The following is an 18206-nucleotide window of genomic DNA, read 5'->3' as shown; positions in this document are numbered from 1 at the left end:
CTCATGCCTCGCCGCTGATCCGATGCCCCACCGTAGCGCGCGCGGCGCCGCCGGGTTGACGGGTCGCCGACCCGCGCCCCCGCAGACGCCCGACGGCCACCGGGCCCGTGTCACCGCCGGTCCGGGGCGGTCGGGTTCGGTCGCCGAGTGATCGAACCCGAACCCGTGCGGGGCCCGTGCGGGGCCCGTGCGGGGTTCAGCTTCCCGTGCCCGTACGCCCCCAGTCGGGGCCCGCCGCCGCCCACGCGCGGTCGAGGCGCACGTACCGCCGCAGCTCCAGTCTGCGGACCGCGAGGCGGCGGACGAGCTCCACCAGGAGACCGGTGAGGAGGGCGGCCGTCAGACCGGCGATGATCGCGTGCGCACGCGCCGTCCCCGCCTGCATCGGCGGCGGCACCGGGCGCCCTTCCCGGTCCGTCCAGAGCCGGAAGGCGGCGCCGGGCGCGGAGTGCTGCCGGGCCGTCGACACCGTCCCCGTACGGACCGAGCCGTCCGGCGCCGTCCAGCGGGCCACGACGGAGCGCCGCAGCCGCTCCTCCCCGGGGGTCTCGACGGACCGGGGGCCGCTGACGGGACCGTCGGCGAGCCGCACCACCCGGGCCGTCGTCGGCAGCCGCTGCTCCTGCTGGGTGCGGACCGCGCGCGACAGCGAGCCGTACGCGGAGGTGCCGGCCGCCCAGCCGGTCAGCGGCACCGCGAGACAGAGCAGTACGGCCGCGGCGAAGGCGACCCACGCCTCGACGAGATCAGTGGTCCGGCGCAGGGGATTGTGCCGCCAGCGCCAGAGTCCGGTGGCTGCGCGCACGTGTGGACCCCCTCGTTGTTCACCGCTCCTCCAACGAGTGTGCCCCGGTGCCTGGTTCCCCGCCCGTCGGGCGCGCGAAGTGTGAGGCGAAGTCCCCGGCCCCGCCGTCCTCAGTCCAGGATCTTCACGGCGTCGCCGACCCGGACGGTGCCGGTGTGCTCGGGGACGAGGTTCTGGCCGAAGATGGCGCGGCCGTCGCTCCTGCGGTGCCGGGCGAGGGTGCGCAGGGGCTCCTTGCCGCGCTCGGCGGTGAGCTGGTTCGTCGTGGTGACGACGCAGCGGCCGCAGGGCCGGGCGACCCGGAAGGTGACCTCTCCGACGGCGAGCCGCGTCCAGCCGTCCTCCGCCCAGGGGGCGGTGCCCTCGATGACCAGGTTCGGCCGGAACCGGTTCATGGGCAGGGGGCCCTCGTCGGCGTGGTCGCCCTGGGCGATCAGGGAGTTGAGGGCGTCGAGCGAGGAGACCGTGGTGACGAGCAGGGGATAGCCGTCCGCGAAGCTCACCGTCTCGCCGGGCAGCGCGTAGTCGGGGTCGACCGGGCGCCGGTGCTCGGGCGCGTCCATGTGCACGAGCCGGACGTCGCTCTCCAGGTACGCCGAGAGCCAGGCGGCCGCGGCGGCGCCGGCCGGGACCGCCTCCACGAACTGGCCGAAGATCTCGACCGGGATGGTGGCCGAGGGGTGCGGGACCTCGACCTCCAGCGTCGGATGGCCCGGGGCGGACAGCGAGATCCCGCCACCCGGCAGCGGCTCCGCCGTGGCCAACGCCATCCGGGGGTGACGGCGTTGGGTCACGACCTCGTTCGCGGCGTCGACGACGGTCCAGCGGCGGTCCCCGGCGAGCCCCCAGGGCTGCACCTCGGCCTCCGTGCGGGCCAGCGCGCGCATGGCCTTCACCGGGTGGACGTGGACGGAGCGGAGCACAGGAGTCGACATGTCCTCATCCTGCCAGCCGCCCCGTGCCCGATGGGGGCCGGGGCGAGCCGGTCAGTAACCCCCGCCCTGGTAGGGGCGGTTGTACGGGTCGTCGTACGGCGCGGGGGCAGGGACCGGCGCGGGCCTCGGGGCCGCCGGGCGCATCGCCTCGTAGCCGGCGGCGGCCGGGCGGGGCTGCTGCGGGTACTGGCCACCCGGGTAGCCGCGGGGGGCCACCGGCTGCTGCGGGATGTACGGGGCCGGGGCGGCCTGCAGCGGGACGGGGGCCATCTGCGGTGCGGGCTGCGGGTAGCCGTACCCGCCGCCGTAGGCGGGTGCGGGCTGCGGGCTGGGCGCCGCCGGGAGGGCGGGCAGTGCCGCGGGGAGCGCCGGCAGGTAGGAGCCGCTCGCCGGGAAGCTGCTGCCGGTGTCGTAGGCGGCGGGCACTCGGATCGGGGCGATCTGAGGCGTGCCCCGCTCCGCGACCAGGGAGTCGTAGATCGGGGTGTCCGGGAAGGACGGCGCGGTGTGGAAACCGCCACCATAGGTGGAGCGGGGGGAGGTCATGGCACATAAGTTAAGCCCACGATGTGCCGGTTGGGGAGCCCCCATCTTCGGGTCATCCGTTTTACGCTGTTTTTCACGTCCTGACCTGCCAAAACATTGTTAAAGGCTGCGTTAACGGAGGGGGCTTTTTCCTTCGGTCGAGGGACATCCGTCAACGCCGACGCAGGTGGCGGACTTTCGATCTTGAGCGTCTGAAACTCAGGATTATCGAGCTATTACCGACCGTAACTGCGGCCCGGTGTGTTGCGGATTCCTGTGGTCGTCATGTCGGCGCGTATCGAGACCTTGTCCTTCTTGTGAAACCGCGGGCGGCAAATCCGGCATCAGGGGGCGAACCCGCTTTTGTGTCACGTGACATGTGCGCGACGGGCTGAGAGCGTCCGTGCCCATCAAGGCAGTCCTCCTTGAACGGGTGGGCGGCGATCCCGTCCAACTCCCCATGAATCTCTGGAGAAACCACATGTCCTCGCTCTCCCCCCTCGGCGGCCGCGCACGCCGTCTCGCCCTCACGTCCGGCGCCGCCGTCCTCACCGGCACCCTGATCGCCGCCGGGGCCACCACCGCTTCGGCGGGCGCCGCACCGGAGCACACCGACGCCACCTCCGTCGCGGCCACCGCCTCCTCGCTCGGCCTCGGCGTCAAGGAGGAGCTGGTCGTCAAGGACGTCGTCAAGGACGCCGACGGCACGGTCCACACCCGCTACGAGCGCACCTACGCCGGTCTGCCCGTCCTCGGCGGCGACCTCGTCGTCCACCGCGCCGCCGACGGCGCCGTCAAGGACGTCACCAAGGCCGTCGAGGCGGCCATCCAGGTCGCCTCGCTCACCCCGAAGCAGACCCCGACCTCCGCCAGGTCCGCGGCTGTCAAGGCCGCCAAGGCCGCGCGGACCACGGCCGCCACCGGCGACGCCCCCCGCAAGGTGATCTGGGCCGCCGACGGCAAGCCCGTCCTCGCCTACGAGACCCTCGTCAGCGGCACCCGGGACGACGGCGTCACCCCGAGCCTGCTGCGCGTCGTCACCGACGCCGACACCGGCAGGAAGCTGTACGAGCAGCAGCTGATCGACGACATAGCCGGCGGCATCACCGCCCAGGGCGGCTCCGCGGCCGCCAAGCCCGGCAGCCCCCAGGCCGGCGCGACCGGCACCGGCGTCAGCCAGTACAGCGGCACCGTCGGCCTCAACACCACCACGTCGTCGAAGGGCTTCGACCTCGTCGACGGCGAGCGCGGCGGATCCAGCACCGTCGACCTCCAGCACCGCACGGGCGGCAAGGGCGTCCTCTTCACCGACGCCGACAACGCGTGGGGCGACGGCACCCCCGCCCACAACCAGACGGCCGCCGTGGACGCCGCCTACGGCGCCGCCAAGACCTGGGACTTCTACAAGGACGTCCTGCACCGCAACGGCATCAAGAACGACGGCCGCGCCCCGGTCTCCCGGGTCCACTACGGCAACGCCTACCAGAACGCCTTCTGGGACGACCGCTCCTTCACCATCACCTACGGCGACGGCGCGAACAACCAGCACCCGCTGACCCAGCTCGACGTGGCCGGCCACGAGTTCAGCCACGGCGTCACCTCCGCCACCGCGAACCTGCAGTACTCCGGCGAGTCGGGCGGCCTCAACGAGGCCACCTCGGACATCTTCGGCACCGCCGTCGAGTGGAACGCGAACAACGCCCAGGACCCGGGCGACTACCTGCTCGGCGAGAAGATCGACATCTTCGGCAACGGCAAGCCGCTGCGCTACCAGGACCAGCCCAGCAAGGACGGCCGCGGTTCGGCCGACTACTGGAGCGCCGGCGTCGGCAGCCTCAACGTGCACTACTCCTCGGGCGTCGCCAACCACTTCTTCTACCTGCTGTCCGAGGGCAGCGGCGCGAAGGACATCAACGGCGTGCACTACGACAGCCCGACCGTCGACGGCTCCACGGTCACCGGCATCGGCCGCGACAAGGCGGTACAGGTCTGGTACAAGGCGCTGACCGCGTACTTCACCTCGACCACCGACTACCACGGCGCCCGCGAGGGCACCCTGAAGGCGGCCACCGACCTCTACGGCGCGGGCAGCGCCGAGGTGCGGGCCGTGGACGCCGCCTGGGCGGCGGTGAACGTCAAGGCCTGACCCGTACGGCGGTGAACGAGGGTGCGCAAGGGGCGGTGTCCGGGGTGCCGGGCACCGCCCCCGCGTGCTCACCGGGCACCGGCGACGCCGCTACGGCGCCCGGCGAGCACCGCGAGCGCCGACGCGAGCAGGAAGGCCACCGCCGCGATGACCGCCGACACGCGCAGCCCGCCGACCAGGCCGCCCGTCGCGCCGGTGAGCGTGCCGAAGAGCGCCACGCCCATCGCGCTGCCCACCTGGCGCGACACGTTGAACACCGCCGACGCGGTACCGGCCTTGTCCGCGGGGCTCGCCTCCATGACGGCCACGGTGGCGGCCACCACGGTGACCGGGGTCGCGAGACCCGTCGCCATGAGCGCGAAGAGCAGCACGGGGTAGGGGGTGTCGGGGCCGGCCGCCAGCCAGCCCAGGAAACCGGCACTCCCGAGGAGCAGAGCCCCGGCCATGGGCACGTACGGACCGCTCCGGGCGGTCAGACGGCTCGACAGCGGCGCCGCGAGGAAGCCCATGCAGACCGACGGCAGCAGGGCGAACCCGGTGCTCAGCGCGCCGAGATGACGTTCCTCCTGGAAGTACAGCGTGACGACGAAGAGCAGCCCGTAGTAGCCGAAGCTCAGCAGCAGACCGATGAGGTTCGTCGCCGTGAGTCCGGCCTCGCGGAAGAGCGACGGCGGCAGCAGCGGCCGCCCGCCCTCCGGTCGTACCGCCGCCCGCTTCTCCAGACGCAGTTCGACGGCGACGAAGGCGGCCAGGCACCCCACGCCGCCCGCGGACAGCAGCAGTACCTCCGGGGACGACCAGCCCGCGGACCCCGCCTCGTTGAGCGCACCGGCCACGCCGAGCAGCCCGAGCACGCCGAGCAGCAGACCGGCCGGATCCATCCGGCCCGGCCGGGCCCGCGGACCCGGGGCCGGGACGTGGCGCAGGGTCAGCAGGACCGCCACCGCGGCCACGGGCAGGTTCACCCAGAACACCGCACGCCAGTCGAACGCCGCGACCAGCAGCCCGCCGACCGCGGGCCCGGCACCGAAGGCGACGGCCGAGACGAGCCCCCAGTGCCCGACCGCCCGGGCACGCCGGTCCCGGTCGGGGTAGGCCGCCCGCAGCAGGGCGAGGGAGGCGGGAACCAGCAGCGCGGCCCCGGCGCCCTGGACCAGCCGGGCCGCGATCAGGACCCCCGCCGTGGGCGCGAGGGCGCAACCCGCCGAAGCGGCCGCGAAGACGCCGAGCCCGGTGAGGAACACCGCCCGGTGTCCGAAGCGGTCACCGAGTCCGCCGCCGACCAGCAGCAGCCCCGCGAAGAAGGCGCTGTAACCGTCGACGATCCACTGCAGGTCCGACGGGCCGGCGTCGAGCGAGCCCCGGACGGCGGGCACGGCCACGTTCACGACCGTGACGTCGAGCATCACGAGGAAGTATCCGAGGCTCAACGCGACGAGCGGCGGCAGCGACAGGGAGGCACGGCCCGGCGGCGGGCCGGCGAGGGCGGCGGGGGAGAGCGAGGGGCCGGTGGAGGTCATGCGACCCAGTCTCACGGCGCGATATTTCGCCGCCCGTCAAAGTGTCCCCGGCCTAAGCTCGCCGCATGGCAAGGAAGACGACCGCCCGGCGCCCGGACCAGGTGCACCACCAGCCCGACATCGCCCGGGCGGCGCAGCTCATCGCCGATCCCTCCCGCGCCCGGATGCTGAAGGCGCTCGGTGACGGCCGCGCCCTGGCCGCCGGGCTGCTCGCCGCCGAGGCCGGGGTGAGCGCCGCGACCGCGAGCGTCCATCTGAGCAAGCTCGTCGAGGCGCGACTGCTCACCATGGAGAGCTCGGGCCGGTGCCGGTACTACCGTCTGGCCCACCCCGACGTGAGCCTCGCCCTGGAGGCGCTGGCCGTCATCGCGCCGCCCCTCCCGGTCACCTCACTGCGCGAGAGCAGTACCGCCGGCGCCCTGCGCCGCTCCCGCACGTGTTACGACCATCTCGCCGGCCGGCTCGGCGTGGACCTCCTGGAGTCCCTGGTGAAGGGCGGCCTGCTCGCCGGACACGACGGCATCCACCGCCCCGAGGAGTCCGTGCGCGACGGCGCGTCCGGATACGGACACGACGTCGACTACCGCCTCACCGGCACGGGCCGGGACGCACTGGCCCGTTTCGGGGTGGACCTGGACCGGCTGCCGGCCCGCCGGCCCCTCATCCGCTACTGCGTGGACTGGAGCGAGCAGCGGCACCACCTCGCGGGCGCGGTGGGTGCGGCGCTCACCGCGCGGCTCTTCGCGCTGCGCTGGCTGCGTCACGGCTCCAGCCCCCGGGTCGTCCATGTGACCGAGGCCGGCACCGAGGGGCTGGCCGGCACCTTCGGTCTGCGGCCGGTGGACTGACCCGGGGTCACGGGGCTACTTCTGCCAGCCCACGGTCTCCGGCAGGGGCGTGCCGAAGATGGTGGCGCCGACGTTGGCCAGACCGTTCCTGACGCCGTAGATCGACGGGCCGCTGAACAGGGGCAGGTAGCCGTACTGCGCCAGGGCCTTGCGCTCGACGGCGTTGGCCTCGGCCGTCTGCCGGGCGGGGTCGGCGATCTCCGAGACGGCGTGGATCTCCTTGTCGAGCGCGGGACTTCCGATGCTCACGATGTTGGAGGCGCTGTCGGTGCAGTAGAACTCGCACAGGTAGCGGGTGCCGAACGGGTCGGGAGCGCGGTTGCCGACGAGGAAGATGTCGAAGCTGCGGTCGGTGAGGATCTTGGCGAAGTCGGCCTCGGTGGAGTTCTTGAGCCCGACCTGGATGCCGACCGGCTTGAGCATCTGCACGAGGGCGCCCGCGGTGGCCTTCTCCAGCGGATCGTCGCCGCGCAGGGTGTAGGTGACGGTGAGCTTCTTGCCGTCCTTCTCGCGGACGCCGTCGGCGCCGGGCTTCCAGCCCGCGGCGTCCAGGGTCTTCCTGGCGCTCTCCGGGTCGTGCTTGATCACGGCGCCGACGTTGTCGGAGTAGCCCTTCTGGAAGCTGAAGAGCAGCAGGGAGCCGGGCAGGGGCTCGCTGTAGTCGCCCAGGCCCTGGAACTGGATCTTGGCGATCTGGCTCCGGTCGATGCTCTCCAGGAGCGCCTTGCGCACCTGGACGTCCTGCAGGTGGGGCGACTTGGCGTTGACGTAGAAGGAGTACGCGAACGGGCTGCCGCCCTGGCGGATCTCGGTGCCCTGGACACCGGAGAGGCGCTTCAGGCCCTCGGCGTCGCCGGCGGAGGAGTAGTCGATCTGGCCGTTCTTGAAGGCGTTGGCCGCGGCGTCCGACTCCAGGTTGACGTAGACGCGCCGGTCCAGCCTGCCCTTCTTGCCCCACCACTTGGGGTTGCGGACGAAGGTGAGGTCGCCGCCCTCGGGGTCGAACTTCCCGACGGTGTACGGGCCGGCGCCCCACTCGGGGTGGACCTTCTTGACGTAGGCGTCGTTGAAGCCGGCCAGGGTGGCCGCCTTGGGGTGCAGGAGCGTGGTGAACAGGCTCGACCACCAGGGGGCGGCGCCCTTGAAGTCGATGACCGCCTGCTTGTCGTCCTTGCCGCGGGTGACCGAGGTGATGTGGCTGTAGCCCTCGGTGTCGGTGGCGTTGTACTTCTTGTCCGCGCCGTTGTTGGCCTGCCAGGTCGCCTTGACGGCCGTCCAGTCGATGGGGGTGCCGTCGTTGTAGGTGGCCTCGGGGTTGAGGGTGAGGACCACCCGCTGGTTGCCGCCGTCGGCGCTGACCTTCACGTCGCTGAGGTAGTCCGGGTTGTACTGCACCTCACCGGTGGGGGAGTACGTGATGACGTCCGGGTTGTACCAGAACCAGACGCGCTTGGCGGTGAGCGTGGCGTTGGCGTTGAAGGGGTTGCCCTGGTCGTCGATGGTGCCGGCGGTGGTGTAGGTGCCGCCGTCCTTGACGCCGTCGTAGGGCTGGGGGTTGTAGTCGACCTGGGCCGAGGCCGCGGCGGGGGTCGCGCCCTTCCCGGAGCCCTTTCCTGTGCCCGGCGTGCCGGAGTCGGAGGTGCCGCAGGCCGAGACGGCGAGGGCGAGGGCCGCGGTGAGGGCGGCTGCGGGGACGGCGATTCTCGATCGCATGGCGGAGTGGATCCTCATTCCTTCATGGGGTCGGCGGCACCAGGGGGTGCGGTGCCGGCGTGTGGGGGCCCGACGTCCGCGGGTGGGGGCCCGTGGCCGGGGTCCGGGGCCGATGCCCGGGCGCGGGGTCGGGGTCAGCGGGCGTGACAGGCGTGGCGGTGGCCGGTGCCGGGTGCCGCCGGGCCCAGGGCGGGCCGCTGCGTACGGCATCGCTCCCGCAGTCCCTCGTCGTCGAGCGACCGGTACAGCGGGCAGCGGTCGACGAAGACGCAGCCGCGCGGGAGGTCCGTCGCGCTCGGCTGTTCGCCTTCCAGCACGATCCGCTCGCGGGAGCGCTCGCGCCGGGGGTCGGGTACCGGGATCGCCGAGAGGAGGGCCTCGGTGTACGGGTGCCGGGGGTTCTCGAAGATCGCCTCGGTGCTGCCGGTCTCGACGAGGTGACCGAGGTACATGACCGCGATGCGGTCGGCGAAGTGCCGCATCACGGCCAGGTCGTGCGCGACGACCAGGTACGCGAGGCCGAGTTCGCGCTGGAGCCGGGCGAGCAGATTGACGACGCCCGCCTGCACGGACACGTCGAGGGCCGAGACCGGCTCGTCCAGGACCACGATCCGGGGCTGGGTCGCCAGGGCGCGGGCGATGCCGACGCGCTGGCGCTGCCCTCCGGAGAGGGCACCGGGGAAACGGTCCGCCACCGAGGCGTCGAGGCCGACCATGCCGAGGAGTTCCGCCACCCGGGCCCGGGTCGCGGACCGGTCGGCACCGACCGCCTGCAGCGGTTCGGCGAGCAGCCGGGACACGGGGAGCCGCGGGTCGAGGGAGCCCATCGGGTCCTGCATGACGATCTGCACCGCCCCGCGGAGCTCCCGCAGCCGCTCGGCGGCGCCGGAGCCGAGGCCGGCGACGTCCGTGCCGGCGACCTCGATCCGGCCGCTCTCCGGCGGCCTGAGCCGCAGGATCTCCAGGAGCGTGGTGGTCTTGCCGCTGCCGGACTCGCCCACCAGGCCCAGGGTCTCGCCGGCCCGCAGGTCGAATCCGACGTCACTGACCGCGTGGAGGGTGCCGAGGCGGCGCCTGAGGAACGCGCCCTTCGTGACGGGGAAGGTCTTGCTCAGGCCCGACACCCGCAGCACCACCTCGCCCGGGCCGGTGCCCTCCGGGGCCCGAGGCCCCCGCGGCGCCGGGAAGAGCGCATCCACCGCGAGCCGGCCGTCGGCGATCTCGTCGGCGCGCAGGCAGGCGACCTCCCCGTGCCCGGCGACGGGGACCGCCTCGGGCTCCTCCGTACGGCAGCGGTCGAGCACGGCGGGGCACCGGTCCGCGAAGGGGCATCCGGCGGGCAGCGCCACCAGGGACGGGGGTTCGCCCCCGATCGGCACCAGGGGGCGGTCCTTCGGGGCGTCGGGGCGGGGCACCGCGCCGAGCAGGCCGATCGTGTACGGCATGGTGGGCCGCCGGAACAGCGCCTCGGCGCCCGCCCGTTCGACGATCCGCCCGGCGTACATGACGGCGACGTCGTCGGCGTACCCGGCGACGACCCCGAGGTCGTGCGTGATCAGCACGACCGCCGCGCCGGTCTCGGTCTGCGCGGTCCGCAGCACGTCCAGGATCTGGGCCTGGACGGTCACGTCGAGGGCCGTGGTGGGCTCGTCGGCCACGATGACCGACGGGGAGTTCGCCATGGCCAGGGCGATGACGACGCGCTGACGCATGCCACCGGAGAACTCGTGCGGGAACGACCGTGCCCTGCGCCGCGGTTCGGGGATGCCGACCAGGTCGAGGAGTTCGACCGCGCGGTTCCACGCCGTCTGCTTCGTGAGGTCCTGGTGCACGCGCAGCGCGTCGGAGAGCAGCCGGCCGACCGAGTGGATCGGGGTCAGCGCGGACAGCGGGTCCTGGAAGACCATGCCGATGTCGTTGCCCCGTATCCGGGACAGTCGCCTGTCGTCCAGGCCGACCAGGTCGCGGCCGCCGAGCAGCACCTGCCCCGACACGCGTGCGGTGGGCGGCAGCAGCCCCATGACGCCCATCGCGGTCGCGGACTTGCCCGACCCGGACTCGCCGACGATGCCCAGGGTCCGGCCCGGCAGCAGGTCGAAGTCGATCCCGCGCACCGCCTCGACGGGTCCCGCCTCGGACGGGAAGGAGATCCGCAGGTCCCGCACGGACAGGACGGGGTCAGGCCCGGCGCCGCGCGAGGGCGACTCGGGGGCGGGCAGGAGGGTGAACGTCATCGTGCGCCTCCCGAGGCCGCCGATACCGAGGTGGGGTCGAGGGCGTCGCGCAGCCCGTCGCCGACGAGCGTCATCGACACGGTGAGCAGGACGACGAGGCCGGCCGGGAACGCGAACAGCCACGGGGCGCTGGTGATGGTGCCGGAGCCGTCGGCGAGCATGGTGCCCAGCGACACGTCGGGGGTCTGGACACCGAAACCGAGGAACGACAGGGCCGTCTCGCTGAGCACGGTGGCGACGATCCCGAGGGTCAGGTTGACCACGAGCAGGGAGCCCAGGTTGGGGATGATGTGCCGCAGCACGATCCGCCACGGCCGTACGCCCATGAACTCGGCGGCGAGGACGTAGTCGCGTTCGCGCAGCGAGGTGGACAGTGACCAGACGACGCGGGCGGTGGTCATCCAGCCGAAGACGGTGAGCACGAGGATCAGCGCCTGCCAGTCGCCGGCGAGACGGTGCGAGACCAGGGCGAGGATCAGGAACGACGGGATCACGAGCAGGAAGTGGATGACCGCCAGGGTCAGCTTCTCCACCCTGCCGCCGAGGTACGCGGCGCCCGCGCCGATCACCGCGGCGAGCACGATCGTCAGGACCGACACGCTGACCGCGATGACCAGCGAACGCCGCAGGCCGTGCACGGCCTCGGCGTACACGTCGTTCCCGCCCTGATTGGTGCCGAACCAGTGGGCCGCGCTCGGCGGCCGGGTGAGTGCGGTGAAGTCCGCGTCGGTGTACGCGAAGGGCGAGAGCAGCCCGCCGAGGACGCCGAACAGCACCAGGAGCACGAAGAGCGCCACGCCGAGCAGGGCCCCGCGATTGCGGCCGAAGCGCCGCAGGTACAGCGTCATGTCAGCTCACCCGCACCCGTGGGTCGAGGAGGACGACGGCGATGTCGGCGAGGATCGCGCCGATCGCGGTCATGGCGGCGCCGAACGCCGCGACCGCGACGGTGCCGTGCACGTCGTTCTTGCCGATGGTCTGGATGAAGTACTGGCCCATGCCGTTCCAGCCGAAGACGGTCTCGGTGATGACCGCGCCCGTGAAGACGGCGGGGATGCCGAAGGCCACGGAGGTGGCGGTCGGGATCAGCGAGGCGCGCAGCGCGTGGCGGCGGATCGCCTGGGCGCGGGTCAGTCCGGTGGCGCGCGCGGTGCGCACGTAGTCCGAGCCGATGGCGTCGAGCAGCAGGGTGCGCTGGGTCAGGTGATAGCCCACGTAGCCCAGGAGGGTCAGGCTCAGCGTCGGCAGGACGAGGTGCTGCACCCGGTCGACCACCGTCGGCAGGAGGCCCTCGACGGTCGGGGACTTCTCCCCGGCGACGTACAGGAAGCGCAGTCCCAGGCTCTGGTTGAGCCAGATCCCGACGAGGACCACGGCCAGCGCGGCGACGGCGGTGGGGATGTTGAAGAGGAAGACCGACACCAGCTGGGTGATCCGGTCCCACCAGCCGTACTGCCGGGACGCCGTGGACACGCTCAGCGCGACGCCGAGGAGCACCGACAGGAGCGTGGCGGCGGTGACCAGCTGGGCACTGACCAGCACCCGGAAGCCGATCTCGCCGTTCACCGAGGCCCCGACCGGGGACCTCCCCCAGTCGAAGTGGAGCACCACGTCGCCGAACCAGTGCCACCACCGCTCCACCAGCGGCACCCGTGGGTCGAGATTGTAGGGCGCCAGGGCCTGGTCGATCTGCGCCTCGGTGCGGACCGGGCGGGTGTCCTTGTAGGTGGACCTCGGGTCGAGGAACCAGGCGGCCAGTACGTACGTGACGTTGGTGGCGACCACGATCATGGCGAGCCAGCCGGCCGTCTTGCGCATCACGTGGTGGAGCACGACCCCGCCTTCCCGTGCGCCGCAGCGAGGGACGCGGAACGAGGTGCGGCGGGGTGGGCCGTACGGAGGGCCGGCGGGGGTGTGCCGGTTATGGACATGCGGGACGTGCTTTCTGCGGGGCGGAAACGCGCAGCCGGTCGGGCAATGCCGTGCTCGCGATGCGGTGCCGGGCCCGACGCCTCCGAATCAGAGGCGATGGGACCTGGCGACGAGTCATTCTGTGGTCATGATCCGCACCACTGGAAGCATGCGCAGGTGGCTGACATGTGATTGCAAGGCGCGCTTCACAAACGCCCGATGGGCGTGGGAGGAGGACCCAGGCCGGCTCCCCGGAGCCGTTACGCGGAAGGGGCGCCCGGGGCGGGCGTCGCGCCGCCCACCCGGCGGGTCAGGTCCCGTGCCGTCTGCGCCACGTGCCCCGCGATCCGCTGCCGCTCCGCCTCGTCGACCGCCTCGTCGGAGAAGGTGACCGAGACCCCTGCGATCGGATGGGCGTGATGGTCGAGGACGGGCGCGGCGATCGAGGAGAGGCCCGGCGTCACCTCGCCCTCCTCCGTCGCGTACCCGCGGCGCCGCGCCTGGGTCAGCAGCGCGCGCAGCGCCGTCAGCGTCGCGGGACCTGCGCCGTGCCGCTGCACGAACGCGGACCGGTCGGGGAAGATCGCCCGCACCTGCGCGGGCGGCAGCAGGGCGAGCACGGCCCGGCCGCTCGCGGTCAGATGGGCCGGCAGCCGGACTCCGACCTCGCTGACCAGGGGCGGGCGGCCCGGGGCGCGTTCCTCGATGACGTAGATGACCTCACGGCCGTGCAGCACGGCGAGGTTGGCGTTGTGCCCGGTGCGGTCCACGAGCGAGGCGAGCGGGGCCCGCGCGAGCCGCTGGAACGGCGCCTGGCGCTCGTACCCGGAGGCCAGCTCGAAGGCGCTGACGCCGAGCCCGTACCGCCGCTCCTCCGGCAGATGCACCACGAAACCGTCCGCCGCCAGGGTGTCGAGCAGGTGGTACGTCGTCGAGCGCGGCAGCCCCACGTCACGGCTGATGGCGGCCGCGGGCACGGGCGCGGCCTGACGGGACAGATAGCGCAGGACGGCCAGCACCTGCGCGGCGGCAGGGACGATGCTCATGGGCCGAGAGTAGACCAGAAGGGTCCCCCACCATCTGTCTGGGATCCCAGACTAGACGTCTTGGATCCCAGACAACACCTGCGCCACATGGCTCGCGGACCCCTCCCCGCCTGCGGCTTCATAGGGGCATGAACGTTGTTGTTGGTGTCGGTGCCCTCTCCGCCGACGAAGTCGTGTCCGTTGCCCGCCACGGCGCCCAGGTGTCCCTCGCGCCCGAGGCGCTCCAGGAGATCGCCCGCAGTCGCGAGGTCGTCAAGGCCCTCGCCGACGACGCCAAGCCCCACTACGGCGTCTCCACCGGCTTCGGCGCCCTGGCCACCCGCCACATCCCCACCGAGCTGCGCACCCAGCTCCAGCGCAGCCTCGTGCGCTCGCACGCCGCGGGCTCGGGCCCCGAGGTCGAGCGCGAGGTCGTCCGGGCCCTGATGCTGCTGCGCCTGTCCACCCTCGCCACCGGGCGCACCGGCGTCCGCACCGAGACCGCCGAGGCGTACGCCGCCCTCCTGAACGCGGGCATCACCCCGGTCGTCCACGAGTACGGCTCGCTCGGCTGCTCCGGCGACCTGGCCCCCCTCGCGCACTGCGCGCTCGCCGTCATGGGCGAGGGCGTCGTCCGCACCGCCGACGGCGAGCGCAAGCGCGCCGCCGAGGCCCTCGCCGAGGCCGGCATCACCCCGGTGGTCCTGGAGGAGAAGGAGGGCCTCGCCCTCATCAACGGCACCGACGGCATGCTGGGCATGCTCGTCCTCGCCGCCCACGACCTGCGCCGCCTGCTGCGCACCGCCGACATCGCCGCCGCCATGAGCGTCGAGGGCCAGCTCGGCACCGACGCGGTGTTCGCCGCCGACCTGCAGGCCATGCGCCCGCACCCCGGCCAGGGCGACAGCGCGGGCAACCTGCGCTCCCTGCTCGCCGACTCGGCGATCATCGCCAGCCACGCGGGTCCGGACTGCACCTACGTCCAGGACGCCTACTCGCTGCGCTGCACCCCGCAGGTCCACGGCACCGCCCGCGACACCCTCGGCCACGCCGAACTCGTCGCCTCCCGCGAGCTCGCCAGCGCCGTCGACAACCCCGTCGTCACCCTCGACGGCCGCGTCGAGAGCAACGGCAACTTCCACGGCGCCCCCGTCGCCGCCGTGCTCGACTTCCTCGCCATCACCGTCGCCGACGTCGCCTCGATCTCCGAGCGCCGCACCGACCGGTTCCTCGACCCGGCCCGCAACCGCGGCCTGAACGCCTTCCTCGCCGACGACCCGGGCGTCGACTCCGGCCACATGATCGCCCAGTACACGCAGGCCGCGATCGTCTCCGAGCTCAAGCGGCTCGCCACCCCGGCCTCCGTCGACTCGATCCCCTCCAGCGCCATGCAGGAGGACCACGTGTCCATGGGCTGGGCGGCCGCCCGCAAGCTGCGCCGCGCCATCGACGGCCTCGGCCGCGTCCTCGCCGTCGAGCTCTACACCGCCGCCCGCGCCCTCGACCTGCGCGCCCCGCTGACCCCCGCCCCGGCCACGGCCGCGGTGCGCGACGGCCTGCGCGCGACCGTCGAAGGCCCCGGCACCGACCGCTGGCTCGCCCCCGAGATCGAGGAGGCCGTCCAGTACGTGGCCTCCGGCCGCGCCCTGGCCGCCGCCGAGTCCGTGACCGGCGCCCTGGTCTGACCGGGACGCAGTCCCCGACACCTTCCGGGTCCCGCGGGACCCGGAAGGTGCGGCAGGCCGCTGCCGCGCTCGACCAGCCACCCCCGCCCTCCCCGTCCGCGGCGGGCCGGGCAGCCCTCAGAAGGAGCCGTTCCCCCGGTGAATGACCTGCCGACCGCCACGGTGCACAACAGCGTCGGGCAACTGCGCGCCGACGCCTGGAGCTCACTGACGGACCTCACCCACCGTCTCGCCGCACAGGGCGCGGACGGCCGCTCGGGCCCGGTCACCACCGCGCGCGTCCAGGAACTCCTCCGCCTCCTGGCGCCCGTCGAGCGCTGCTGGGCCTTCCCCGGCACGGCCGGACTGACGGAGCTCCGCGGGCTGTACGAGCAGCGGGACCATCGGCGACTCGCCCAGCGCACCGAAGAGTTCTACCGCGACCTGGCAGGACACCGGCACCACGGCACCGCCCCGCACACCGCCGCCGCTCCCGACGAGACGACGGCCGGCGCGCACACCCCGCCCGCGCCCTCCACCCCGTACTTCGAGGTCCTCGTCGTCGGCGACCTGGACGCCGCCGAGGAACAGGCGCTGCGCGGAGAACTGCGCCGACTGCGCCGCCCCGACGACGAGTTCGCCTACGAGATCGTCGTCGCCCCCAGCTTCGAGGACGCGGTCATCACGTCCCTCGTCAACTCCGGCCTCCAGGCCGTCGTCATCCGTGACCGGTTCACCGACCGCTCCCGCCACGACCTCAGCGTCGTCCGGCGCTTCTTCGACGAGACCGCCGACGACTCCGGCACACCCGGGGACAGCGGCGAACGGATCCGCGCCCTCGGCGACCGGCTCCTCGACCTGCGCCCCGAACTCGACCTCTACCTCGTGTCCGAACGGGCCGTCGAGTCCACGGCGGGCCGCATCGGCCGCCGCTTCCGGCGCGTCTTCCACGCCCGCGAAGGCCTCCTCGAACTCCATCTGTCGATCCTGAACGGCATCGCCGAACGCCACCGCGCCCCGTTCTTCAGCGCGCTGCGCGCCCACAGCCGGAAGCCCACCGGCGTCTTCCACGCCCTGCCCGTCTCCCGCGGCGCCTCGGTGCTCAACTCGCCCTGGATCCCGGAGATCGCCGACTTCTACGGTCTGAACATCTTCCTCGCCGAGACCTCCGCCACCTCCGGCGGCCTGGACTCCCTGCTCGCCCCCACCGGCCCGCTGCGCGAGGCCCAGGACCTGGCCGCCGAGGCCTTCGGCGCCCGCCGGACGTACTTCGTCACCAACGGCACGTCCACCGCCAACAAGATCGTCGTGCAGGCGCTCGTACGCCCCGGCGACATCGTGCTCGTGGACCGCAACTGCCACAAGTCGCACCACTACGGCCTCGTCCTCGCCGGTGCCCATGTCGTCTACCTCGACGCCTATCCCCTCGACGAGTACGGCATGTACGGCGCCGTGCCGGTGGAGGAGATCAAGCGGAAACTGCTGATGCTCAAGCACGAGGGCGTCCTGCACCGCGTCAAGCTCCTCATGCTCACCAACTGCACCTTCGACGGGATCGTCTACAACCCGTCGCGCGTGATGGAGGAGTGCCTGGCCCTCAAGCCGGACCTGGCGTTCCTGTGGGACGAGGCCTGGTTCGCCTTCGCCCGCTTCCACCCCGTCTACCGCCGGCGCACCGCCATGGCCGCGGCCGGCACCCTCACCGAGCGCTACCGCGACCCCGGGTACGCCGACACGTACGCGGCCCACCGCGCGAGCCTCGGCGACGACCCCGACGACGAGACCCTCGCCACCACCCGGCTGATGCCCGATCCGGAGAAGGTCCGCGTCCGCGTCTACGCCACGCAGTCCACGCACAAGACGCTCACCTCGATGCGCCAGGGCTCCATGGTCCACGTCTTCGACCAGGACTTCCGCCACAAGGTCGCCGAGGTGTTCCACGAGGCGTACATGACGCACACCTCGACCTCGCCCAACTACCAGATCCTCGCCTCGATGGACCTCGGCCGCCGGCAGGCCGTCTTCGAAGGCTTCGCCCTCGTGCAGAAGCAGCTCGAACAGGCGGGTGTGCTCCGCGACGCGGTCGCCCAGCACCCGCTGCTCAACCGCTACCTGCGCATCCTCACCACGCCGGATCTCGTCCCGCCCCGCTTCCGCCCCTCCGGCATCGAACAGCCCCTGCGGACGGGTCTCGCCCGGATGGAACGGGCCTGGGAGGAGGACGAGTTCGTCCTCGACCCGACCCGCGCCACGCTGCACATCGGTCTCACCGGGATCGACGGAGACACGTTCAAGCACGACCTCCTGATGGACCGGCACGGCATCCAGGTCAACAAGACGACCCGCAACACGCTGCTGTTCATGACGAACATCGGCACCACCCGGAGCTCCGTCGCCTACCTGATCGAGGTACTCGTCCGCATCGCCGAGGACCTGGAGGAACGCATCGGAGAGATGAGCCCGCACGACCGGGCCGTCCACGACAGCGCCGCCACAGGACTCGGCGCGGGCTCCGCCGCCCTGCCCGACTTCAGCGCGTTCCACCCGGCGTTCCGGCCGAGCCCGCGCACTCCGGAGGGCGACATGCGCTCCGCGTTCTTCCTCGCCTACGACGACACCGAGTGCGAGCACCTCTCGATGGACGCCCTCACCGACGCCATGGCGCAGGGCCGCACGGTCGTCTCGGCCACGTTCGTCACCCCGTACCCGCCCGGCTTCCCCGTACTCGTCCCGGGCCAGGTCGTCAGCAAGGACGTCCTGACCTACATGGCCGCTCTCGACACCCGCGAGATCCACGGATACGACCCCGCGGTCGGGTACCGGGTCTTCACCGAGAGCGCCCTGGAGACACGTCACACCGCCGATCGCTAGCCCTTCCGA

General features: G+C 72.7%; 13 protein-coding genes. 4 read left to right on the top strand and 9 right to left on the bottom strand.

The window, feature by feature from the left end; all coding sequences use genetic code 11:
• Window positions 1–196: 196 nt before the first annotated feature.
• The 3 genes from AB5J54_RS05580 to AB5J54_RS05570 all read right to left on the bottom strand — a co-directional run bounded on the left by AB5J54_RS05580 (window position 197) and on the right by AB5J54_RS05570 (window position 2286).
• Window positions 197–805 (bottom strand): hypothetical protein, encoded by a 609-nt coding sequence (locus tag AB5J54_RS05580; RefSeq protein ID WP_369142774.1) that lies wholly within the window; start codon window positions 803–805, stop codon window positions 197–199.
• Window positions 806–915: 110 nt separating this feature from the next.
• Window positions 916–1740, bottom strand: coding sequence for an MOSC domain-containing protein (locus tag AB5J54_RS05575; protein ID WP_369142773.1), 825 nt, complete (start codon window positions 1738–1740; stop codon window positions 916–918).
• A 51-nt stretch (window positions 1741–1791) separates the two neighbouring features.
• Window positions 1792–2286, bottom strand: a complete 495-nt coding sequence (locus AB5J54_RS05570; RefSeq protein WP_369142772.1) for a DUF6643 family protein — start codon at window positions 2284–2286, stop codon at window positions 1792–1794.
• 460 nt (window positions 2287–2746) lie between these two features.
• On the opposite strand from AB5J54_RS05570, the gene AB5J54_RS05565 reads away from it, so the two are divergent.
• Complete coding sequence (locus AB5J54_RS05565) at window positions 2747–4411, top strand: M4 family metallopeptidase (RefSeq protein ID WP_369142771.1); 1665 nt, start codon at window positions 2747–2749, stop codon at window positions 4409–4411.
• Between the two features lie 68 nt (window positions 4412–4479).
• Here AB5J54_RS05565 and AB5J54_RS05560 read toward each other — a convergent pair whose 3' ends face one another.
• A complete protein-coding gene (locus tag AB5J54_RS05560) occupies window positions 4480–5931 on the bottom strand; it encodes an MFS transporter (RefSeq protein WP_369142770.1) in 1452 nt (483 codons plus the stop codon).
• Window positions 5932–5996: 65 nt separating this feature from the next.
• On the opposite strand from AB5J54_RS05560, the gene AB5J54_RS05555 reads away from it, so the two are divergent.
• Complete coding sequence (locus AB5J54_RS05555; protein WP_369142769.1) at window positions 5997–6779, top strand: ArsR/SmtB family transcription factor; 783 nt, start codon at window positions 5997–5999, stop codon at window positions 6777–6779.
• A 15-nt stretch (window positions 6780–6794) separates the two neighbouring features.
• On the opposite strand, the gene AB5J54_RS05550 is transcribed toward AB5J54_RS05555, so the two are convergent.
• From AB5J54_RS05550 to AB5J54_RS05530, 5 genes are all read right to left on the bottom strand, one after another.
• Complete coding sequence (locus AB5J54_RS05550; protein WP_369142768.1) at window positions 6795–8492, bottom strand: ABC transporter family substrate-binding protein; 1698 nt, start codon at window positions 8490–8492, stop codon at window positions 6795–6797.
• A gap of 134 nt (window positions 8493–8626) precedes the next feature.
• A complete protein-coding gene (locus tag AB5J54_RS05545) occupies window positions 8627–10726 on the bottom strand; it encodes a dipeptide ABC transporter ATP-binding protein (protein WP_369142767.1) in 2100 nt (699 codons plus the stop codon).
• A complete protein-coding gene (locus AB5J54_RS05540; RefSeq protein ID WP_369142766.1) occupies window positions 10723–11574 on the bottom strand; it encodes an ABC transporter permease in 852 nt (283 codons plus the stop codon). Before AB5J54_RS05540 ends, AB5J54_RS05545 begins: the two co-directional genes overlap by 4 nt.
• Before the next feature lies 1 nt (window position 11575).
• Window positions 11576–12559: an ABC transporter permease gene (locus AB5J54_RS05535; RefSeq protein WP_369142765.1), complete on the bottom strand. Its 984-nt coding sequence runs from the start codon at window positions 12557–12559 to the stop codon at window positions 11576–11578.
• 338 nt (window positions 12560–12897) lie between these two features.
• A complete protein-coding gene (locus tag AB5J54_RS05530; protein ID WP_369142764.1) occupies window positions 12898–13683 on the bottom strand; it encodes an IclR family transcriptional regulator in 786 nt (261 codons plus the stop codon).
• 128 nt (window positions 13684–13811) lie between these two features.
• Here AB5J54_RS05530 and hutH point away from each other — a divergent pair, with 128 nt between their 5' ends.
• Together hutH and AB5J54_RS05520 are read left to right on the top strand one after the other, a co-directional pair.
• A complete protein-coding gene (gene hutH, locus AB5J54_RS05525; protein ID WP_369142763.1) occupies window positions 13812–15347 on the top strand; it encodes a histidine ammonia-lyase in 1536 nt (511 codons plus the stop codon).
• Between the two features lie 138 nt (window positions 15348–15485).
• A complete protein-coding gene (locus AB5J54_RS05520; RefSeq protein WP_369142762.1) occupies window positions 15486–18197 on the top strand; it encodes an aminotransferase class I/II-fold pyridoxal phosphate-dependent enzyme in 2712 nt (903 codons plus the stop codon).
• Window positions 18198–18206: the final 9 nt, after the last annotated feature.

Source organism: Streptomyces sp. R44, assembly GCF_041053105.1.
Lineage (GTDB): Bacteria > Actinomycetota > Actinomycetes > Streptomycetales > Streptomycetaceae > Streptomyces.
This window is presented reverse-complemented; position numbering and strand designations above follow the sequence as displayed.

Bases quoted from the DNA above. Each gene is read 5' to 3' on its own strand.
- AB5J54_RS05575 (WP_369142773.1), bottom strand. From the start codon at position 1,740: ATGTCGACTCCTGTGCTCCGCTCCGTCCACGTCCACCCGGTGAAGGCC.
- AB5J54_RS05570 (WP_369142772.1), bottom strand. From the start codon at position 2,286: ATGACCTCCCCCCGCTCCACCTATGGTGGCGGTTTCCACACCGCGCCG.
- AB5J54_RS05565 (WP_369142771.1), top strand. From the start codon at position 2,747: ATGTCCTCGCTCTCCCCCCTCGGCGGCCGCGCACGCCGTCTCGCCCTC.
- AB5J54_RS05560 (WP_369142770.1), bottom strand. From the start codon at position 5,931: ATGACCTCCACCGGCCCCTCGCTCTCCCCCGCCGCCCTCGCCGGCCCG.
- AB5J54_RS05555 (WP_369142769.1), top strand. From the start codon at position 5,997: ATGGCAAGGAAGACGACCGCCCGGCGCCCGGACCAGGTGCACCACCAG.
- AB5J54_RS05550 (WP_369142768.1), bottom strand. From the start codon at position 8,492: ATGCGATCGAGAATCGCCGTCCCCGCAGCCGCCCTCACCGCGGCCCTC.
- AB5J54_RS05545 (WP_369142767.1), bottom strand. From the start codon at position 10,726: ATGACGTTCACCCTCCTGCCCGCCCCCGAGTCGCCCTCGCGCGGCGCC.
- AB5J54_RS05540 (WP_369142766.1), bottom strand. From the start codon at position 11,574: ATGACGCTGTACCTGCGGCGCTTCGGCCGCAATCGCGGGGCCCTGCTC.
- AB5J54_RS05530 (WP_369142764.1), bottom strand. From the start codon at position 13,683: ATGAGCATCGTCCCTGCCGCCGCGCAGGTGCTGGCCGTCCTGCGCTAT.
- hutH (WP_369142763.1), top strand. From the start codon at position 13,812: ATGAACGTTGTTGTTGGTGTCGGTGCCCTCTCCGCCGACGAAGTCGTG.